Origin of the sequence: Micromonospora terminaliae, from assembly GCF_009671205.1 — a bacterium.
Taxonomy (GTDB): domain Bacteria; phylum Actinomycetota; class Actinomycetes; order Mycobacteriales; family Micromonosporaceae; genus Micromonospora; species Micromonospora terminaliae.
The window spans coordinates 4,342,028-4,359,661 of sequence record NZ_CP045309.1 but is presented as its reverse complement, the minus strand read 5'-3'; the positions used below and the strand labels follow the sequence as shown (position 1 = coordinate 4,359,661).

Annotated in this window: 23 protein-coding genes and 1 pseudogene; 10 read left to right on the top strand and 14 right to left on the bottom strand. The window is 72.1% G+C overall.

The features are described from left to right. Complete coding sequence (locus tag GCE86_RS19935; protein ID WP_154228359.1) at positions 1-1,047, bottom strand: carbohydrate ABC transporter permease; 1,047 nt, start codon at positions 1,045-1,047, stop codon at positions 1-3. A 71-nt stretch (positions 1,048-1,118) separates the two neighbouring features. Further along, positions 1,119-2,459 (bottom strand): ABC transporter substrate-binding protein, encoded by a 1,341-nt coding sequence (locus GCE86_RS19930; RefSeq protein ID WP_154228358.1) that lies wholly within the window; start codon positions 2,457-2,459, stop codon positions 1,119-1,121. A gap of 263 nt (positions 2,460-2,722) precedes the next feature. Between GCE86_RS19930 and GCE86_RS19925 the strand changes: the two genes are divergently transcribed. Then, positions 2,723-3,499, top strand: a complete 777-nt coding sequence (locus GCE86_RS19925) for a M23 family metallopeptidase (RefSeq protein WP_154228357.1) — start codon at positions 2,723-2,725, stop codon at positions 3,497-3,499. Between the two features lie 198 nt (positions 3,500-3,697). Here the strand turns inward: GCE86_RS19925 and GCE86_RS31680 are convergent, their stop codons facing one another. From GCE86_RS31680 to GCE86_RS19910, 4 genes and pseudogenes are all read right to left on the bottom strand, one after another. Then, positions 3,698-3,841 carry a GPGG-motif small membrane protein gene (locus GCE86_RS31680; RefSeq protein WP_167537057.1) on the bottom strand — a complete coding sequence of 48 codons (144 nt, stop codon included), beginning with the start codon at positions 3,839-3,841 and terminating at the stop codon, positions 3,698-3,700. Beyond that, positions 3,832-4,609: pseudogene (locus GCE86_RS19920) on the bottom strand (metallophosphoesterase family protein). Before GCE86_RS19920 ends, GCE86_RS31680 begins: the two are co-directional and overlap by 10 nt. Before the next feature lie 10 nt (positions 4,610-4,619). After that, on the bottom strand, positions 4,620-4,829 hold the full coding sequence (locus GCE86_RS19915) for a hypothetical protein (RefSeq protein WP_204342491.1): 210 nt from the start codon (positions 4,827-4,829) through the stop codon (positions 4,620-4,622). A 56-nt stretch (positions 4,830-4,885) separates the two neighbouring features. Further along, positions 4,886-5,467 carry a nucleotidyltransferase gene (locus GCE86_RS19910; RefSeq protein ID WP_091269725.1) on the bottom strand — a complete coding sequence of 194 codons (582 nt, stop codon included), beginning with the start codon at positions 5,465-5,467 and terminating at the stop codon, positions 4,886-4,888. A gap of 151 nt (positions 5,468-5,618) precedes the next feature. On the opposite strand from GCE86_RS19910, the gene GCE86_RS19905 reads away from it, so the two are divergent. Further along, positions 5,619-6,281, top strand: coding sequence for a dTMP kinase (locus GCE86_RS19905; RefSeq protein ID WP_154228355.1), 663 nt, complete (start codon positions 5,619-5,621; stop codon positions 6,279-6,281). On the opposite strand, the gene GCE86_RS19900 is transcribed toward GCE86_RS19905, so the two are convergent. Continuing rightward, positions 6,266-6,955: an SDR family NAD(P)-dependent oxidoreductase gene (locus GCE86_RS19900; RefSeq protein WP_154228354.1), complete on the bottom strand. Its 690-nt coding sequence runs from the start codon at positions 6,953-6,955 to the stop codon at positions 6,266-6,268. The two genes, GCE86_RS19905 and GCE86_RS19900, sit on opposite strands and share 16 nt — an antisense overlap. Positions 6,956-7,256: 301 nt before the next feature. Between GCE86_RS19900 and GCE86_RS19895 the strand changes: the two genes are divergently transcribed. The 3 genes from GCE86_RS19895 (at position 7,257) to GCE86_RS19885 (ending at position 10,562) form a co-directional block, all read left to right on the top strand. After that, entirely contained in the window at positions 7,257-8,171 is a 915-nt protein-coding gene (locus tag GCE86_RS19895; protein WP_154228353.1) for a MurR/RpiR family transcriptional regulator, read from the top strand. Then, entirely contained in the window at positions 8,168-9,112 is a 945-nt protein-coding gene (gene murQ / locus GCE86_RS19890) for an N-acetylmuramic acid 6-phosphate etherase (protein ID WP_154228352.1), read from the top strand. Before GCE86_RS19895 ends, murQ begins: the two co-directional genes overlap by 4 nt. A 460-nt stretch (positions 9,113-9,572) precedes the next feature. Then, positions 9,573-10,562, top strand: coding sequence for a sigma-70 family RNA polymerase sigma factor (locus GCE86_RS19885; RefSeq protein WP_189197923.1), 990 nt, complete (start codon positions 9,573-9,575; stop codon positions 10,560-10,562). A gap of 71 nt (positions 10,563-10,633) precedes the next feature. On the opposite strand, the gene GCE86_RS19880 is transcribed toward GCE86_RS19885, so the two are convergent. Continuing rightward, positions 10,634-11,602 carry a C40 family peptidase gene (locus GCE86_RS19880; RefSeq protein ID WP_154228350.1) on the bottom strand — a complete coding sequence of 323 codons (969 nt, stop codon included), beginning with the start codon at positions 11,600-11,602 and terminating at the stop codon, positions 10,634-10,636. A gap of 497 nt (positions 11,603-12,099) precedes the next feature. On the opposite strand from GCE86_RS19880, the gene GCE86_RS19875 reads away from it, so the two are divergent. Next, on the top strand, positions 12,100-12,618 hold the full coding sequence (locus GCE86_RS19875; RefSeq protein WP_154228349.1) for a DUF6232 family protein: 519 nt from the start codon (positions 12,100-12,102) through the stop codon (positions 12,616-12,618). 10 nt (positions 12,619-12,628) lie between these two features. On the opposite strand, the gene GCE86_RS19870 is transcribed toward GCE86_RS19875, so the two are convergent. Next, complete coding sequence (locus tag GCE86_RS19870; protein ID WP_154228348.1) at positions 12,629-12,958, bottom strand: DUF3817 domain-containing protein; 330 nt, start codon at positions 12,956-12,958, stop codon at positions 12,629-12,631. A 25-nt stretch (positions 12,959-12,983) separates the two neighbouring features. Next, positions 12,984-13,403: a hypothetical protein gene (locus GCE86_RS19865; protein ID WP_154228347.1), complete on the bottom strand. Its 420-nt coding sequence runs from the start codon at positions 13,401-13,403 to the stop codon at positions 12,984-12,986. Positions 13,404-13,524: 121 nt separating this feature from the next. On the opposite strand from GCE86_RS19865, the gene GCE86_RS19860 reads away from it, so the two are divergent. Genes GCE86_RS19860 through GCE86_RS19850 form a run of 3 tightly spaced genes read left to right on the top strand, consistent with a single transcriptional unit; the run spans position 13,525 to position 14,720 of the window. Beyond that, positions 13,525-13,824 carry a DUF6158 family protein gene (locus GCE86_RS19860; protein WP_091269715.1) on the top strand — a complete coding sequence of 100 codons (300 nt, stop codon included), beginning with the start codon at positions 13,525-13,527 and terminating at the stop codon, positions 13,822-13,824. Next, a complete protein-coding gene (locus GCE86_RS19855; protein WP_154228346.1) occupies positions 13,824-14,147 on the top strand; it encodes a hypothetical protein in 324 nt (107 codons plus the stop codon). The genes GCE86_RS19860 and GCE86_RS19855 overlap by 1 nt, the downstream gene beginning before the upstream one ends. Before the next feature lie 33 nt (positions 14,148-14,180). Further along, on the top strand, positions 14,181-14,720 hold the full coding sequence (locus GCE86_RS19850; RefSeq protein ID WP_154228345.1) for a DUF1360 domain-containing protein: 540 nt from the start codon (positions 14,181-14,183) through the stop codon (positions 14,718-14,720). Between the two features lie 58 nt (positions 14,721-14,778). On the opposite strand, the gene GCE86_RS19845 is transcribed toward GCE86_RS19850, so the two are convergent. The 3 genes from GCE86_RS19845 to GCE86_RS19835 are packed head-to-tail and all read right to left on the bottom strand — an operon-like array spanning position 14,779 to position 16,403. Continuing rightward, a complete protein-coding gene (locus tag GCE86_RS19845; RefSeq protein WP_154228344.1) occupies positions 14,779-14,988 on the bottom strand; it encodes a hypothetical protein in 210 nt (69 codons plus the stop codon). A 42-nt stretch (positions 14,989-15,030) separates the two neighbouring features. Further along, positions 15,031-15,264, bottom strand: coding sequence for a hypothetical protein (locus GCE86_RS19840; RefSeq protein ID WP_204342497.1), 234 nt, complete (start codon positions 15,262-15,264; stop codon positions 15,031-15,033). Positions 15,265-15,317: 53 nt separating this feature from the next. Further along, a complete protein-coding gene (locus GCE86_RS19835; protein WP_154228343.1) occupies positions 15,318-16,403 on the bottom strand; it encodes a 3-deoxy-7-phosphoheptulonate synthase in 1,086 nt (361 codons plus the stop codon). A gap of 264 nt (positions 16,404-16,667) precedes the next feature. On the opposite strand from GCE86_RS19835, the gene GCE86_RS19830 reads away from it, so the two are divergent. Continuing rightward, positions 16,668-16,880 carry a hypothetical protein gene (locus tag GCE86_RS19830; RefSeq protein ID WP_154228342.1) on the top strand — a complete coding sequence of 71 codons (213 nt, stop codon included), beginning with the start codon at positions 16,668-16,670 and terminating at the stop codon, positions 16,878-16,880. Here the strand turns inward: GCE86_RS19830 and GCE86_RS19825 are convergent. Continuing rightward, positions 16,847-17,569, bottom strand: coding sequence for a phosphodiesterase (locus GCE86_RS19825; RefSeq protein WP_154228341.1), 723 nt, complete (start codon positions 17,567-17,569; stop codon positions 16,847-16,849). The two genes, GCE86_RS19830 and GCE86_RS19825, sit on opposite strands and share 34 nt — an antisense overlap. Between the last annotated feature and the right edge of the window lie 65 nt (positions 17,570-17,634).

Genomic DNA, 17,634 nt, shown 5'->3' with positions numbered 1-17,634 from the left:
TCAGCCCTCCCGCTGCTGGCGCAGGTTGCGGATCTGGTAGATCACGATCGGGATGACCAGGACGAAGAGGAAGACCGCGAGGGCGGAACCCTGCCCGGGCTCGCCGTAGCGGAACGCCTGGTTGTACATCTCGTTCGCGATGACGCTGGTGTCGTAGTTGCCGTTGGTGGCGGTCCGGACGATGTCGAAGACCTTCAGCGTGGCGATCGAGAGCGTCACCACCACCACGATCACCGCCGGCCGGATGCTCGGCATGGTGATCTGCCAGAACATCTGCCACGGGGAGACTCCGTCGAGGCGGGCGGCCTCCACGATGTCCGCGGGGATGGCCTTGATGGCGGCGGAGAGCACCACCATGGCGAAGCCGGCCTGGATCCAGATCATGATCACGATGAGCAGCAGGGTGTTCAGCGGCGACTCCAGCAGCCACTGCTTCGGCTCCCCGCCCAGGCTGACCACGATCTGGTTGAGCAGGCCGATCTGGTCGCCGTCGCCGCGGTACGCGTAGACGAACTTCCAGATGATGGCGGCGCCGACGAACGAGATCGCCATCGGCAGGAAGATCAGGGACTTGGCGACCGACTCGAACCGGGCCTTGTCCACGAGGACGGCGTAGATCAGGCCGAACGCGGTGGCCACCAGCGGAACCAGCAGCACCCAGATCAGGCTGTTGATCAGCACCCGGACGATCGAGTCCTCGGAGAACATCCAGGCGTAGTTGGCCAGGCCGACCCAGTTGCTGCTGTCCTTGTCCATGAACGACAGGAGGGTGGTCCGGATCGCCGGCACCACCAGCCCGACGGCGAGGAACAGCAGTGTCGGCAACAGGAAGAAGATCGCGATCGCGCCTTCCCGCGGCTTGCGCCGGCGGGGCAGGGGGGCGCCGCTCGCCACGGCCGCGACCAGCCGCTCCTCCCGGCGGCGGGCGAACCAGGTCGGCACCACATCGAGGAGCAGGAGCAGACCGCCCACCACCGCGACGAAAGCGATCAGCCCGTACATCAGCATGAGGAACTTCGGCTGTTCCGCCGCGAAGTCGAACTCCATCGACCCTCCCTCAAGGGTTCGGTTGCGGGCGGTGGCCCGGGCCGCGTCGCGGCCCGGGCCACCGTCTCAGATCACTTCCAGCTGCTCTCGATGCCGTTCAGCACCGTGGTGGTGTCCTTGCCGTTGATCCAGTCGACCATGCCCTTCCAGAAGGTGCCCGCGCCGACCGCGGCCGGCATCAGGTCCGAACCGTCGAACCGGAACTCGGTCTTCGGGTCCTGGAGGATCTGCACGGAGAGCTTGTCCACCGGGTTCGGCACGTTGTTGATGTCGAGCTTCTTGTTCGCCGACAGCCAGTCGCCGATCTTGGCGCGGCTGTTGACGTACTCGCCGGAGGCCAGGTAGGTCTGCACCGCCTGGACCTCGGGACGGTCGGCGAACGCCGAGACGAACTCGCCCGCACCCAGCACCGGCTTGCCCTTCGCCGGGTCGACGGCCGGGAAGTAGAACGCGAAGACGTCGCCGTCCTCGGCCACCTTGGTGCCCTGCGGCCACTGGTTGGCGTAGAAGGACGCCTGGCGGTGCATGGCGCACTTGCCGGTGGTGATCGGCGTGCCGGCCTCCTGGAAGGAGGTGGTGGCGATGCTCTTCACACCGCCGAAGCCGCCGTTCATGTACTTCTCGTTCTTGAGGATGGTGCCGGCCTTGTCGACCGCATCCGCGACCTTCGGGTCGTTGAACGGGATGCCGTGGGTGGTCCACTGGTCGTAGACCTCCACCCCCTGGGTGCGCAGCAGCACGTCCTCGATCCAGTCGGTGGCCGGCCAGCCGGTGGCGTCACCGGACTCGATGCCCGCGCACCACGGCTTGGTGCCGCTCGCCGCGATCTTGTCGCTCAGGCTGATCAGCTCGTCCCAGGTGGTCGGGACGGTCCAGCCCTTCTCCTTGAAGGTCTTCGGCGAGTACCACACGTAGGACTTCACGTTGGAGCCGAGCGGCACGCCGTAGAGCTTGCCGTTGACGGTGCTGTACTTCAGCCAGTCCGGGGTGAAGTTCTGCTCGGCCATGGCCTTGGTGTCGGCGCCGACCTCCTTGATCTTGCCCGAGTCGACGAACCGCTTGAGCAGACCCGGCTGCGGGATGAAGGCCAGGTCCGGGGCGTTGCCGCCGTCCACCCGGACGCCCAGCTGAGCCTCGAACTCGCCGGAGCCCTCGTGGTCGATGTCGATGCCGGTGCAGTCCTCGAACTGCTTCCAGGACTGGTCGAGGCGGTCGGCCTCGATGTCCCGGATCGACGAGTAGATCGTCACCTTCTTGCCGTCGTGGCCCTGGTACTTCGCGTAAGGGGCGCACTCGGGCTTGCTCGCGTTGCCGCTCTTCTTGTCGTTGCCGGTGCCGCAGGCGGTGACGCCGAGCGCCAGCCCCAGTACGCCGGCGATCGCGAGAGCCTGGCGCGATCTGGCAAACGCCATGCCGATCTCCTTCCTTGCCGGCGCGTGGGGGAAATCGAACCCGCGCCGGTCCGATGGTCGTCCCCACATGTAAGCGCTTGCATCCCGTCCGGTCCACCCCCCTGCCGGACACGGCCCGGTAACAATCCCGAAACCCGCTCACCGGCCGTGGGCGCGCTCCCACGCTCTGCTGAACGATCCCTTGGGAGGCCCCTTCCCATCGATGGAACTTTCTGCCACGCTGTCCGTATCGGATCGAAAACTTTCAACATAGGAGGCAGTGGATGCGCAAACGCTGGTTCAGCCTCGCGGCGGTGGCGGCCGTCCTCGTGGCGCTGGTCCCGGCGGCGCCGGCCATGGCCGCGCCGACCTTCAAGGTTCCGTTCCCGTGCAACCAGTCCTGGTCCGGGCAGACCCGGTCCGACCACAGCCCGGCCTACGCCATCGACTTCAACCGCACCGACGACCTCGGCGACCCGGTGGTGGCCAGCGCGCCCGGCACCGTCGACCGGGTGACCGACCTCGGCGGCACCAGCTACGGCAAATACGTGCGGATCGACCACGGCAACGGGTACACGACCTACTACGCCCACCTGAGCAGCTTCAACGTCTCGGTCGGGCAGACCGTCGGCTACGGCCGGGTCATCGGCTACGTGGGCAGCACCGGCGGCTCGACCGGCCCGCACCTGCACTACGAGCAGCGGCTGAACGGCAACGACATCCAGGCCCGGTTCAACGGGGCGCTCGCCCTCTACTGGGGAACCAAGACCTACACCAGCGACAACGGCTGCTCCGGGGCGAACACCGGCGCCGGCACCGTCAACACCACCTCCGGCGTCGCGCTGACCGTGCGGTCCGGCCCGGGCACCGGCTACAGCGCGGTCGGCACCGTGGCCGACGGCGCGAGCGTCACCATCTACTGCCAGACCAGCGGCACCAGCGTCACCGGCACCTACGGGACCAGCTCGATCTGGGACCGGATCGGCACCGGCCGCTTCATCTCCGACGCGTACGTCTACACCGGCTACGACGGGTACATCCCCGGCGTGCCACGCTGCTGACCCCGGGTGGGCGCGGGGCGCTCCGCCCCGCGCCGCTCACCGGTCGAGCTGCCAGATGGCGAAATTGAGCGCGCACACTCCAGACCGGCGGCCGGCAGCACGGCGCCGGGGTCGCCGGGTCCGGACGCCCCTGTCTGGGAGGACGAGGCTTTCGGACCCGACGACCCCGGCGGGTCAGGGGTGGTGGGAGGTCGACGGCTAACTGAAGATGCTGACGCCGCCCGGGCCGACCAGCAGGCCGACGATGATGAGGACGATGCCCCACAGGATCTGCCGGCGGAACAGCGCAAGGATGCCGGCGACCACCAGTACGACTGCGAGAATCCAGAGAATCAGCTCCATGTCGGCCGGATACCCGTTCGTCGGATCCGGGAAACCTGCTTCTCACTCCAGATGATCACCCAGGTGGAAGATGCTGTACGCCTGCTTGATCACGGGGTGCGCGACGTTGCGGACGCGTACGCCGCCCGGGGTGGTGCCGCGCTCGGTGCCGTGGTGGGCGTGCCCGTGCAGGGCCAGCGCCGTGGGCGCCGAGTCGATCGCCTGGCCGAGCTGGTAGCAGCCGAGGAACGGGTAGATCTCCAGGGGCTCGCCGGCGAGGGTGTCCGGCACGGGGGAGTAGTGGGTGAGCGCGACCAGCAGGTCGCAGTCCAGCCCGAGCAGCGCCGCGGCGAGCGCGTCCGCGCTGTCCTTCGTGGTCTGGACGAACGCCTTCATCTCCGGCTCGCCGAAGTCGCTGGCGCACCGCCCGGCGAACCCGCCGCCGAACCCCTTCACGCCGGCCACGCCCAGCCGCCCGCCGGCGCACTCCAGCACGACGCCGGTCCCCTCCAGCACGGTGATCCCGGCGTCCTCCAGCACCTTCACCACCTGTGGCACCTGGTCGCACTGGTGGTCGTGGTTGCCGAGGACGGTGATCACCGGTACGCCGAGGTCGCCGAACTCCTGCGCCACGCAGCGCGCCTCGGACTCGGTGCCGTGCCGCGTCAGGTCCCCGGCGAGCAGCAGCACGTCGGCGCAGTCGGGCAACTCCTCCAGTGCCGGCCGGAACCGGCCGACCACGTCCTCGTCCAGGTGCACGTCGCCGACGGCGGCGATGCGGATCACCATCGAACCTCCCTCACGGCAGCTCCTCGACCTGGCTGGGTGCCTGGGTGCGGATCACCCCGATGTCGCTGGTGATCGGCAGGTCCGGGAAGCGCTCGGCCACCCGGCGCAGGATCTCCTCCCGCCGGTGCGGGCTCTCCACCTCGCCGTAGAGCACCAGGCCGCGCTCGCGGCGCACCACGGTGATGCCCTGTTCGGCGACGTCCGGGTCCTCGGCCAACATGCTCTGGATCTCCGCCTCGACGTACTCGTCGGGCGGCGCGCCGCCGTGCTGTCCGGTCACGGGGTCTCCCTTCCTCCGGACGCGCCGCCGGGCAGCACGTCGAGCCGGTCGAGCAGCACCAGGAACGCCTCGGCGTACGGCGAGTGCTGCGTCTCCTTCCGTACCCGTTCCCAGTCGATCTGTTCCCGCAGCGAGCGGGCGAGCGGCAGGGCCCGGGCGAAGTCGCAGTAGTGCTGGGAGAAGCTGAGCAGCTTGTGCACCATGAGCTGGCTGGCCGAGAGCACCGGCATGTGGATGGCGTCGACCGGCCGCACGATGGTGTCGGCGAAGGTCTCCTCGGTCACCGGGGTCTCGATCGGGCGGTGGATCAGATCCACCATCCGGCCCTCGTCGTAGACCTTGACCAGCCAGTCCTCGGGCGGCCGCTCGGCGGTGAAGCCGGCCTCGACCAGGGCCTCCAGGGCGCGGTCGACGTCCTGCTGCCGGATCAGGAAGTCCACGTCGTGGTCGCTGGAGTGGCCGCCGTGGGCGTACACGGCGAAGCTGCCGCCCAGCGCGAAGGGGATCTCGGACTGCTTGAGCACGGCGGCGACCTTCTTCAGCGTGTGCACCAGGGTCTCGTCCCCGCGCTCGGCCATCTGGGTCTCCCGTCGTCGTAGGTGGCGGTGGGAATGAAGTTGCGTACCCGGCGAACGGGTCGGCCACACCTGTTGGGGACGGGGCCCGACGTGGTGGTGACAATGCGGACAAACCACCGAAGGCGAGCACGGGTCGGATAGCCTCGGGAGGGTGGCCAGGTCACTGCGGGTGCGGCGCGGCGGGGCCCGACTGCGCGCCGTCGCCCTGATCGGCATCGACGGCTCGGGCAAGACCACCCAGGCCCACCGGCTCGCCCAGGCGCTCACCGCCGCGGGCCACCCCGCCACCTACCACCGCAACGCCGGCGGCCGCCGCTGGCTCGGCCGGCTCGCCCAGCGGGTCGGCCGCCCCGACGCGCAGCGGCTCGTCGGGCGCAACGGGCTGCTCGCCCTGGAATCGCTGCTCCGCTGGCTGGCCATCGCGCTCGCCCTGGTGACCTGTCTGGTGACCGGCCGGACGGCCGTGATGGACCGCTGGTCCGCCTGTCAGTACGCCAGCATCCGGGCGCACGGCGGGCAGCGGTGGGAGCGGCTCGCCCGGGCCGGCTACCGCGTCTTCCCGCCGCCCCGGGTCACCTTTCTGCTCACCCTCGATCCGGCCGAGGCCTACCGGCGGATCGAGCGGCGGGGCACCGACCACGAGACCATGCAGTGGCTCAGCGCCGCCGCGACCGCCTACCGCACCCTGCCGGAGTACGGCAGCTTCGTGGTGGTGGACGGCAGCGGCACCCCGGAGGAGGTGTCCCACCGGATCCGCGCGCACCTGACCGAGTGGCTCCCGGGCGAACCGGTGCCGGCTCAGGCCCGCCCGTAGACCGGGATGCTCGCCCCGCTGGTCGGCGCCGACTCGTCGGAGGCCAGGAAACGGATCACCGCGGCGATCTCGGCGGGCGGGACCCAGCGGCGGTGGTCGGCGTCCGGCTGCGCGGCCCGGTTGGCCGGGGTGTCGATGACGCTGGGCAGCACGGTGTTGCTGCGCACCCCGCGCTGCCGGTATTCCACCGCCACGGCGTTGGCGAAGGCCTGCACGGCCGCCTTGGCGGTGGCGTAGCCGGCCGCGCCGGGGAAGGGCGCCACCGCGGCCCGCGCCGACACGCAGACCACCGCGCCGCCGCCGGCCGCGACCAGGTGCGGCAGAGCGGCCTGCGTGACCAGGTACGTCGGCCGCAGGTTGATCCGCAGCATCCGGTCGAACTCCTCGATCGGGGTCTCGTGCACGAGGCCGCCGCTGGCGTACCCGCCGACCAGGTTGACCACGGCGCGCAGCGGCGCGGCCGGCTCGGCCGCGGCGACGGCCACCGCCCGCGCGACACCCTCCGGGTCCAGCAGGTCCGAGGTGACGCGGACCGGCCCGGCGCCCGCCGGCGCCGTCCCGCCACCCTCCCGTTCGGGTACGACCACCCGCCAGCCGGCCTTGAGGAAGGCGGTCGTGACCGCGCCGCCCAGCCCGCCCGTGCCCCCGGTCACCAGCACCGTGCGCTCCGCCATGGGCACCACGCTAGCCGCCCGGCCGGCGCGGCGGTGACCGGGGCGCGATTCCTGCCTGTCGATGCCCGACGGCGCGCGGCCCCGGCCGACCGGTGACCCCGGTGCGGCCGTCCGGCGGGGGTGGCAGGCGCGACGGCCGAGCGGGCCGTCGGCCGCGCGGCCGGAGTCGACCGGAGCGGGGGAGGCGGTCCGGCTGCGGGAATGGGACCCTTGGCACGGGAAACGGGCGTGGAACGCGGTACTTTTCCGGATACGCGCCGTCATGGTTGACGGTCACGCCTCATGAAAGTAAGTTTCAGCCGTGGCGAAGAGTCCGAAGATTTCTGCGAGTCACGAGCCCGGTGGACTGATCGTCCACATCAGCGGCCTGCTCCCCTCGCTGTCCCCGGCCGAGCAGCGGGTGGCCCGGCTGGTCGTCTCCGACCCGGCGGACGCCGCCCGGCGCACCATCACCGACCTCGCCACCGCCGCCGAGACATCCGAGGCCACCGTCATCCGGTTCTGCCGGTCGGTCGGCATGGACGGCTACCCGCAGCTGCGCATCCGGCTCGCCGCCGAGGCCGCCCGCCGGGTCGAGCCGCCGGACGCCCGGGTGGTGGGCGGCGACATCCCACCCGGCGCAGACCTGGCGCAGATCATCGCCACCATCGCGTTCAACGACGCGCGGGCCGTCGAGGAGACGGCTGAGCAGCTCGACCCAGCCGTCTGCGAGCAGGTGGTCGAGGCCATCGGCGCGGCCGGCCGGATCGACGTCTACGGCGCCGGCGCCAGCGGCTTCGTCGCCTCGGACTTCCAGCAGAAGCTGCACCGCATCGGCCGCACGGCCTTCTACTTCCCGGACGTGCACACCGCGCTCACCTCGGCCGCCCTGCTCGGCCGGGGTGACGTCGCGGTCGGCATCTCGCACACCGGCACCACGTCGGACGTCATCGAGGTGCTGGAACAGGCCCGCGCCCGGGGCGCCACGACGGTCGCGCTGACCAACTTCCCCCGCTCGCCGATCACCGAGGTCGCCGACCACGTGCTGACCACCGCGGCCCGCGAGACCACCTACCGTTCCGGCGCGATGGCCAGCCGGCTGGCCCAGCTGACCGTGGTCGACTGCCTCTTCGTCGGGGTGGCCGCACGGAACCGGGCCAAGGCCCGCAAGGCCCTGGAGGCGACCGCCGAGGCCGTCCAGTCGCACCGGGTGGGCGCCGGCCGGAGGCGGGCATGACGGCGGGACGGGTGGAGCGGGACGAGATGGCCGTGCGGCCGGTGGTCCGGGTGGGCGCCCCCACCGAGCGGCGCAACCCGCACAGCGTCGACCTCGACCTGATGTCGACCCGGGACGTGCTCACCGTCATCAACGAGGCGGACCGGCGGGTGCCCGACGCGGTGGCCGCCGTCCTCGACGAGATCGCCGCGACCGTCGACCTGGCCGTGGCCGCGCTCCGCGCCGGAAACCGGGTGCACTACTTCGGCGCCGGCACCTCGGGCCGCCTCGGCGTGCTCGACGCCGCCGAACTCGCGCCCACCTTCAACTCGCCGCGGCACTGGTTCTGCTCGCACCTGGCCGGCGGCCCCGAGGCCATGTGGCGGGCCGTCGAGGACGCCGAGGACGACGAGCGCGGCGGCGCCGCCGAGGCCGCCGAATGCGTACGGCCCGGGGACCTGGTGGTCGGGCTGGCCGCCAGCGGGCGCACCCCGTACGTCCTCGGGGCGCTCGCCGCATCCCGGGCGCAGGGGGCCGCGACAGTGCTGCTCTGCGCCAATCCGGAGGCCGAAGCCGCCGCGTCGGTGGATGTCTTCATCGGGGTGGACACCGGACCCGAGGTGGTCACCGGGTCGACCCGGATGAAGGCGGGCACCGCGCAGAAGCTGGTGCTCAACACCTTCTCCACGGCGGTCATGGTGCGCCTCGGCCGGGTCTACTCGAACCTGATGATCGACATGGTGGCCACCAACGCCAAGCTGCGCGGCCGGATGATCTCGATCCTCATGGAGGCGACCGGCTGCGCCGAGGAGATCTGCCGCACGGCTCTCAACGAGGCCGACGGCGACCTCAAGACCGCCCTCGTCTCGCTGGTCTCCGGCGCCGGGGTGTCCGCCGCCCGCGCCGCCCTGGCCCGCTCCGCCGACCAGGTGCGCGGCGCGCTCGCCCTGCTCGCCTCCTGACGCCGCCGCCGGCCGGATCCCCTCCCGGCCGGCCCCGCACCAGGGGTGCGACGCGCATCACGTGGCCGGTGGGGACGTCCTGCGCCCTGCGGATTGTTCAACCAGCCGTGGGGTAATCCTCACCCGTGGCTGAACCGACGGGTCCGCAGGCGCGTATCTCGCAGTGACCAGGATCGCATTGAGGCGGTGACGCGGGTCGCTGTGTTCATGGAATTCGCAATGGTGCGATTTCCTGAGCGGACGACGATTCCGCTGCTCCGACGCCCCCTCACCGGGGCGTACGGGAGCCACCCGGGCAGGGGTCCTGACAGCAAACATGGACCGGGCTCTCAGCTACTACTCAGGCATTCGTGACAGTTTCGACTCACGACATGGAATCCCCGACGCGTCTCATCTGTTGTGTAGGTGTCAGCACCTGCGGGCACAGCGGAGGTTACGGGGAGGGCTGATGAACGTGGGGATGGCAAGGAACCGGGCAACCGGCGCGAGCGAGGGGACCGTGGCAATCGTGGACAAGAACATCGGCATGCGTACCGACGAGGTCGCCGAGGAGCGGGACCTGGTCGGCGTCTACCTGCACGAGATCTCCCGGACGCCGCTGCTAGACGCCGCCAAGGAGGTCGATCTCTCCAAGGCGATCGAGGCCGGCCTCTACGCCGAGCACCTGCTCGGCGAGGACCGCGTACCCGACGGCGTCGACCGGGAGGACCTGGAGCGGCTGGTCGTCGAGGGCGAGCGCGCGAAGGACCTGTTCATCCGCGCGAACCTGCGGCTGGTCGTCTCGATCGCCCGCCGGTACGTGCGGTCGGGCATGCCCATGCTGGACCTGATCCAGGAGGGCAACACCGGCCTGGTCCGGGCCGTCGAGAAGTTCGACTACGAGCGCGGCTACAAGTTCTCCACCTACGCGACCTGGTGGATCCGCCAGGCCATCAGCCGGGCGATCGCCCAGCAGGAGCGCACCGTGCGGCTGCCCGTGCACCTGGTCGAGGACGTCAACCGGATGCGCAACGTGGCCCGGCAGCTCACCCGCGAGCTGGGCAGCGACCCGGAGCCGGAGCAGATCGCGGCGGCGCTCGGCGTCACCGTCGAGCGGGTCAACGAGCTGCGCCGCTGGTCGCAGGACACCGTCTCGCTGGACACCCCGGTGGGCGACGACGGCGACACCAACCTCGGCGACCTGGTCGCCGACAGCGACGCCCCGTCGCCGGAGGAGATCGTCCTCACCGGCCTGGAGCGGCAGCGGATCGAGGGTCTGCTCAACCACCTCGACGACCGTTCGGCCGGCATCATGCGGGCCCGCTACGGCCTCGAGGACGGGCGCGAGCACTCGCTCACCGAGGTGGCCTCGCGGTTCTCGCTCTCCCGGGAGCGGATCCGCCAGCTGGAGATCCAGGCTCTCGGCCGGCTCCGTGAGCTGGCCCGCGCCGAGGGGCTGCAGGCGGCCTGAGCTGGTAGTAATGGAATCGACGAACGGCCGGCGTCCGATAGGGGGACGCCGGCCGTTCGCTGTTTTCGGGGTCAGCGCACCCGGCCGTAGCCCTGGATCGTCATCATGTTCATGCCTCGCTTGCTGACGTTCCGGCCGGCGCTGGGCGCGTCGATCACCTGACCGCCGCCTACGTAGAGCGCGACGTGGCCGAGCCCGGAGTAGAACACCAGGTCGCCGGGCTGCAGCGAGCTGCGGCTGATCCGTGAGGTGGCGTCCCACTGCATCGCCGCGTTGTGCGGCAGGGACTTGCCGGCGGCCCGCCAGGCCGCCAGGGTCAGCCCGGAGCAGTCGTAGCCGGACGGGCCGTCGGCGCCCCAGACGTACGGCTTGCCGATCGCGCCGTAGGCGTAGCGCACGGCCACGCCGGCCGAGCCGGAGATGGCCGGGGCGCTGCCGGCGGAGCTGGACCTGGCGGGCGCCTCGGTGGCCCGGCCGTACGCCTGCCGGCGCAGCTCGTAGAGGCGGGCCAGGTCCGCCTCGATCTTCTTCTTGCCGGCGACCAGCTGCTTGGCCTGCGCCGCCTCCCGGGCCAGCGTGGCGTCGAGCCGGGTCTTCTGGTCGATCAGCTTGCGCTGGCTGTCGGTGAACCCGGCGATGGTCTGCTGCCGCTGGCGGGTGAGCTGGTCGAGCGTGCCCAGCCGGTCCGGCAGCGTGGCCGGGCCGCCCGGCTCCAGCAGGGCCTGCACGGTGCGCATGCCCCCGGTCTTGTAGGCCGTGGCGGCGAGGACGCCGACATCGGCGCGGCTCCGCTCGGCCTGCTCCTGCAACGGACCGATCCTGGCCTGCAACGTGGCCGCGGTGGCCTTGTTGGCCTTGATCTCCTCGTTGAGCTTGTTGTACGACTCGACGATTCGCTCCAGCTCAGTCGAGGACTTCTCGATCTGCTTCGTCAGCTCGGCGGGGGTGGGCTCGGCCCGAGCCACCGACGCCGGGGCGAGCAGCGCGGCCGAGAGGCCGGCCACCGCCAGCGAGCGCAGCAGGATCCGTAAGGACGACAAGAGCGGAAAGCTCCTCTCCGACTTTTCGCCGGGTGCGTGCGCGCACCCGCGACACCGGCCCGGGGCCATCCGGGTGGACGGCGGTCGACCGGACCGGCCTGCCCAACCTAACCCGGGACCGGAGTGACCGGGAGTTGAAGCGGGGGCGAAAGTTGGCAAAGTGCCAGGAAGTGCCACTGGTGCTGGTGACGCTCGGTGACCGGATCGGGAGCTGCCCGTCGTCGCGCTGGCGCTCGGTGGGCGGATCACACCACTGGCCCGATTCGTCGTTCTGGGCGGATGTCGCCAGGCAACGCGCCGCAAAGTCATGACAAAGACGGAAATCACTCTGGTTTTCCGACGCGGCGGTCGCGCTGTCGCAAGCGCGTGGGCAGGGAAAACGTCCGGCCGGGTGGCGCACCCGCAACACAATGAAGCGCGGAGTCCGGGAATCCCGTCGCGCGGCAGGGCCGGCGCGCGCAGGGAGACCGGGCCCGCGAATCCCCGGGAGGCCAGCCGTGCAGACCGATGGCTCCAGCACCCGCCCGCCCCGGTCGCCGGGGGCGGCCGGCTCCACCCTGCTCTACGCCCGGCCGGGCATCGTCGTCACCGGCGAGCGCTTCACCGTGGGCCGCAACAGCTGGCCGGTCGCCGAGATCACCCAGCTCTGGACCACCCGGGGTCCCCACGACCGGCTCGCCCTCCGGGCGGTCGCCGTCTCCGCCGCGCTGATCGGCGCAGTCGGTGTGCTGCTCGGCTTCACCGGCGGGCTGCAACGGCTCACCGCGGCGGCGTACCTCACGCTGGGCGCGGTCGGGCTGCTGCCGCTGCTGCTCGTGCTGATCGGCGACCGCTGGCGGCCCCCGGCGTACGAGCTGTGGGGCCGACTCGGCGGCACCGAGGTGCTGCTTTTCAGCAGCGACGACGAGCGGCAGTTCGGCCAGGTCACCCGGGCCCTGAAGCGGGCCCGCGAAGGCGTGCGCCACGGTGGCTGGACGGACCCGCCCGCGGCCGAGGCGTGGCGGCCGAACCGCTGACCCGGCGGCGTCAGCCGGCGACCGGCTCCGGGGTCGGGGTCGGCCGCTCCGCGGCCAGCCAGTGGCTCACCTTGCGCTCGGCGTAGAACGAGACGAACGGCACCGTGCCGGCGAGCATCACGAGCAGCATCCGCTTCAGCGGCCAGTCGGCCCGGCGCGACAGGTCGAAGGTGAGCGCCAGATAGATCATGTAGAGCCAGCCGTGGGCGGTGCCGACCACGGCCACCACGGTCGGGTTGTCGAAGCCGTACTTCAGCGGCATGCCGATGAGGACCAGCACCACCAGCGCCACGCCCACGATCCAGGCGATCACGCGGTACCGGGTAAGGGCTCCGCCCACCGTCGTCCGTCCTTCCGTACCGGCCTCAGCCGGGATAGTCGCCGGGCCTGGCGCCCGGGTTGGCGTTCAACCAGGAAAGGTAGCGGTTGTACGCGGCCAGTTCGCCGTCGTCGACCCCGTCGGCCGGCGCGGCCGGCACGCGGCTGACCCGCACCGGCCGGCGTACCGCCGGGGTGGCGACGGCCGGCTCGGCGTCGGCGGCCGCCGACGGCGCCGGAACGGTCGCCTGCTCGCGCGCGGCCCGCAGCGTGTGCCGCACCTCACGCCACCAGACGAAGACCACGAAGGCCGCGAAGACCGGCCATTCGATCGCGTAGCCGAAACTCAGCGTGTTGCCACCGGCCGCCCGGGTGACCTGCCACCAGCCCAGCCCGAGAAAGCCCACCACCAGCACGACCATGGCCACGTGGCGGGCGATCCACGCCGGTGTCCAGAGCCGTTCCATGCCCTCGAGGGTACCGGGCCCACCGGCCGTCTCCGACACGGTGTCGTAGGTGGGTGGGTTTGGTGACACCCCGGCTGGGCATCCGTCTAGACGCCAGCCCGAACGAGACGAGGGGGCGACGATGACCGAATCAGTACGCCGTGACGCCAGCCCGGAACAGCGGGTGACGGAATGGGACGGCGATCACGCCCGCACCCAGGACGTCGACGGTGAGCTGCTCGGGGTGGACCCCGCCGAGCTCGGTGACGAGGACCTGATCCGGGAGATGCAGAGCCTGCACCGGACCCGGCTGGACACCCTCCGCCACGCCACCGACTCGGCGCTCGCCAACCACCTGCGCCGCACCGCCGAGCTGGAGACCGAGTACCTCGCCCGGCACCCGGGCCGGGAGGTCGACCCGAGCCGCCTGCGGGACGCCTGATGAGCAACCACGCCGAGCGCGGCATGTCCGCGCCGCCCGAGGTGGTCTTCAACACCGCCACCGACCCGGACCGGTCGTCGGCCTGGCTGCCCGAGGAACTGCGCCGCTCCGGCACGCACCAGGTGGAGGTGCTCGACGCCGAGGACCTGCGGGCCCGCTGGAGCTCCGAGTCCGCCGGCTGGTCGGCGGACATCGACGTGGAGCCGGCCGACGCCGGAGGTGCGCGGGTGCGGCTCGACCTGACCGGCACCGATCACGGGATGGCCGACGAGATCCTGGCCAGCCTCGCCCGCGAGGTGTCCGACAACCTGAACGCCGGCTGAGCCGGTGCCGCCGACGAGAAGGAGGGAGGCCGGGTGACCGGGAGTGGCCTGAAGCAGAAGGTGGCGCGGCTGCGCCAGGCGTACGCGCCGCACGAGCACCGGCCGCTGGGCGGCTACCTGGTGGCGATGGGCACGTACGGGGCGGTGACCGCGTCGCTCGTCGGCCTGGTCAAGGCCACCGGCCGCCCGGTGCCGGAGCGGCCCTCGGCCGGCGACGTGGTGCTGCTCTCGATCGCTACGCACAAGCTGAGCCGGCTGCTCACGAAGGACGCGATCACCAGCCCGCTCCGCGCGCCGTTCACCCGCTACGACCACCCGATCGGCAGCGGCGAGGTGATGGAGCAGGTCCGCGACCAGGGCAGCCCGACCCGGCACGCGCTCGGCGAGCTGGTGAGCTGCCCGTTCTGCCTGGCGGTCTGGGTCGCTACCGGCCTCACCGGCGGGCTGGTGCTGGCGCCCCGGCTGACCCGGCTGGTCGCCACCGCGCTGACCGCGGTGGCCGCCTCCGATTTCCTCCAGATGGGGTACGCGGTGGCCCAGCAGGCGGCCGAGGGCGGGCACCACGAGGACTGACGGCACGTCAGAAAGGGGGCCGGCGCGCTGCGCCGGCCCCTTTCGCGTACCCGTCGGCTCAGGTCGGGGTGGTGCCGTGGTCCTCGCCGGCCCAGCCGCGCGCCGCCTCCGGCTCCCGCTCGTCGCGGTCCTCGCCGGTGATGATGTCGTCGGAGACCGCCGTCTGGTCGTGCTCGCCGGAGAAGTCGGGATCCGGCAGCGTGTCCGTGCCCTCGGGGGGCTGGCCGAGCGCCGGCGGGTGCTCGTGTTCCTCGTTGCGGTCGGTCATCGCGCTGTCCTCTCCGTCCTCGGGCCGCCTTCGCCGGATGGCTCAGGCAACCGTCCCGCCGAGCAGGTCGGCCGCCTCGTCGACCGCGTACTCGCCCTGCGGCAGCGCGGCGATCCGGGTGAGCAGCTCGGCGGGCAGCTCCGCGGCCACCGCCCGGCGGTAGATGTCCGCCTGACTGATCCGCTCCTGGCCGTGGTAGATGTCGTCGAGCAGTTCGTCGAGCGGGCGGGTGTCCGGCTGCTCGGTCACGGGCGCGTCATCGGTCACGCCGACCAGCTACCCGGGCCCGAATCGGTCAAACGTCCCCACCCGGCCGCCCCACGGTGGGGTCAGGCCGGGGTCGGGAGGGTGGCGCGCCGGGCACGGACCGCGGCGGCCAGGTGGTCGAGGACCTCGGCGGTGGTGTCCCAGCCGATGCACGCGTCGGTCACCGACTTGCCGTACTCCAGGTCGCGGGTGGGGTCCAGGTCCTGGCGGCCCGGCTGGAGGAAGCTCTCCAGCATGATGCCGACGATGCCCCGCTGGCCGGCGGCGAGCTGGGCGGCCACGTCGGCGGCGACCAGCGGCTGGTTGCGGTGGTCCTTGCCGCTGTTGGCGTGGCTGGCGTCGACCACCACGCGCTCCGGCAGCCCCGCCGCCCGCAGCAGGTCCAGCGCCCCGGCCACCGACTCCGCGTCGTAGTTGGGCCGGCCGCCGCCGCCGCGCAGCACCAGGTGCCCGTCGGCGTTGCCCCGGGTGTGCATGATCGCCGGGGTGCCGGAGACGTCGATGCCGGGGAAGACGTGCGGCACCCCGGCCGCCCGGATCGCGTCCACCGCCGTGGCGATGCTGCCGTCGGGGCGGTTCTTCATGCCGATCGGCATGGACAGGCCGGAGGCGAGCTGGCGGTGCACCTGGCTCTCCACGGTCCGCGCGCCGATCGCGCCCCAGGCCACCGTGTCGGCGATGTACTGCGGGGTGATCGGGTCGAGGAACTCGCAGCCCACCGGAAGGCCCAGCCGCAGCACGTCGAGCAGGAGCGCCCGGGCGGTGCGCAGCCCGGTGTTCACGTCGCCCGAGCCGTCCAGGCCGGGGTCGTTGATGAGGCCCTTCCAGCCCACGGTCGAGCGCGGCTTCTCGAAGTAGACCCGCATCACCACGAGCAGGTCGTCGGCGAGCCGGTCGGCGACCTGGCGCAGCCGGCCCGCGTACTCCAGGGCGGCGGCGGGGTCGTGCACCGAGCAGGGGCCGACCACGACCAGCAGTCGATCGTCGGCCCGGTCCAGCACCCGGCCCACGGCGCGCCGGCCGGCCACCACGGCCTCGGCCAGGGACTCCTCCAGGGGCAGGTGGTGGTGCAGCAGGGCCGGGGTGGTCAGCGGCACGACACGGTCGATCCGCTGGTCGATGACCCGATGGGCGTCCGGGGTCGTCACGGTGGGGTTCCTTCCGCCGACCGTGCCCGGGGCCGGCGCCCGGGATTGAGCCGGCTGCTCGAAAAGCGAAAGGGCAGGGAATCATCCCTGCCCGGCCGGCTCGAAGAGGTGGTGACGTCAGCTCATGGTCGAGTCACCGGCTCCTCCAGCCGGCTGCCTAAACCATCGATACGACCGCGTCACGCCCGTCAGCGTACCCGACGCCCGGGGCGTGTCCCACCCGCTCGTCGCGTACGCCACGCCCCGTGGGGGTATGGGGACGCCATGAGTCAGGACCAGAGCGACCAGGAGCGGATCGAGTCCCGCGCCCACCTGCTGCCCGAGGAGGCGGCGGTGGGCAGCGAGGATCCGGAGGCGCAGGCCGACGCGATCCTCGCCGAATCGGACATCCGGGAGGACCGGAACGTTGCCCCGGACACGGTGCTGGAGCACCGGACCTCCGATCAGACCGTCACCCCCGTCGAGCCCCCCGACTGAGCGGTGGCGCCCCGGGCCCGCCGGGAACCCCGGTAGGTGGTCGCCCGCAACCACGCGAACGGGCCGGTCACCCGCAGGCCCGGCGGCGCGTTGCCGATCGGATCGAAGGCCAGCGCGGCGTCCTCCCGGGCGCCGCGCCGGCCGTCCAGGCGCACCTCGCCGAACGGCCGCCATGGCCCGACCGCGGAGCCCACCGCCAGCACCAGCCGCGGCCCGCCGTCGCCGGCCACCGCCGGCAGTTCGGCCAGGCCGCGGCCCAGCTCCGGCGAGTCCGGATCGGCCAGCACCGCCAGGTACAGCCGCCGCCGGCCGGCCCGGAAGGACATGATCGAGCTGTACGTCCCGGTGAAGTCGCGCCGGGGCAGTGGGAGGTGGCGCAGCACCGGCGCGGCCGCGCTGGAACTGGCCAGCAGGTCCACCGGCGGCTCCGGATCGCGGTGCAGCCGGATCCCCACCCCCAGTACGTCCGGCCAGCTCCCGGGCGTCGGCACCCCCTTGGATAGGCGGACCGTCGCCGGCCACCGGCCGGGCAGGTCGAGCAGCGGCACTCCGGTCGGCGGGCCCGGCGTACCCCAGATGAGGACCTCGGCGGCGAAGGTGCGGCCGGCGGGGTGCAGCAGCCGGCCACGCCGGAGCCGGGCCAGCGCGAGGGCGGCGCGTTCGACGGCCGACGTTGCGGGGGAGGACATGCCGGGCGAGTACCCCGGCGCGCGGCGACGATGCTCCCCGCACGTCACCTTTCCACCCGCGAGAT

Bases quoted from the DNA above. Each gene is read 5' to 3' on its own strand.
- GCE86_RS19885 (WP_189197923.1), top strand. From the start codon at position 9,573: ATGGCAAGGAACCGGGCAACCGGCGCGAGCGAGGGGACCGTGGCAATC.
- GCE86_RS19845 (WP_154228344.1), bottom strand. From the start codon at position 14,988: ATGACCGACCGCAACGAGGAACACGAGCACCCGCCGGCGCTCGGCCAG.
- GCE86_RS19900 (WP_154228354.1), bottom strand. From the start codon at position 6,955: ATGGCGGAGCGCACGGTGCTGGTGACCGGGGGCACGGGCGGGCTGGGC.
- GCE86_RS19860 (WP_091269715.1), top strand. From the start codon at position 13,525: ATGACCGAATCAGTACGCCGTGACGCCAGCCCGGAACAGCGGGTGACG.
- GCE86_RS19865 (WP_154228347.1), bottom strand. From the start codon at position 13,403: ATGGAACGGCTCTGGACACCGGCGTGGATCGCCCGCCACGTGGCCATG.
- GCE86_RS19915 (WP_204342491.1), bottom strand. From the start codon at position 4,829: ATGTTGGCCGAGGACCCGGACGTCGCCGAACAGGGCATCACCGTGGTG.
- GCE86_RS19935 (WP_154228359.1), bottom strand. From the start codon at position 1,047: ATGGAGTTCGACTTCGCGGCGGAACAGCCGAAGTTCCTCATGCTGATG.
- GCE86_RS19910 (WP_091269725.1), bottom strand. From the start codon at position 5,467: ATGGCCGAGCGCGGGGACGAGACCCTGGTGCACACGCTGAAGAAGGTC.
- GCE86_RS19930 (WP_154228358.1), bottom strand. From the start codon at position 2,459: ATGGCGTTTGCCAGATCGCGCCAGGCTCTCGCGATCGCCGGCGTACTG.
- GCE86_RS19855 (WP_154228346.1), top strand. From the start codon at position 13,824: ATGAGCAACCACGCCGAGCGCGGCATGTCCGCGCCGCCCGAGGTGGTC.
- GCE86_RS19825 (WP_154228341.1), bottom strand. From the start codon at position 17,569: ATGTCCTCCCCCGCAACGTCGGCCGTCGAACGCGCCGCCCTCGCGCTG.
- murQ (WP_154228352.1), top strand. From the start codon at position 8,168: ATGACGGCGGGACGGGTGGAGCGGGACGAGATGGCCGTGCGGCCGGTG.
- GCE86_RS31680 (WP_167537057.1), bottom strand. From the start codon at position 3,841: ATGGAGCTGATTCTCTGGATTCTCGCAGTCGTACTGGTGGTCGCCGGC.
- GCE86_RS19830 (WP_154228342.1), top strand. From the start codon at position 16,668: ATGAGTCAGGACCAGAGCGACCAGGAGCGGATCGAGTCCCGCGCCCAC.
- GCE86_RS19925 (WP_154228357.1), top strand. From the start codon at position 2,723: ATGCGCAAACGCTGGTTCAGCCTCGCGGCGGTGGCGGCCGTCCTCGTG.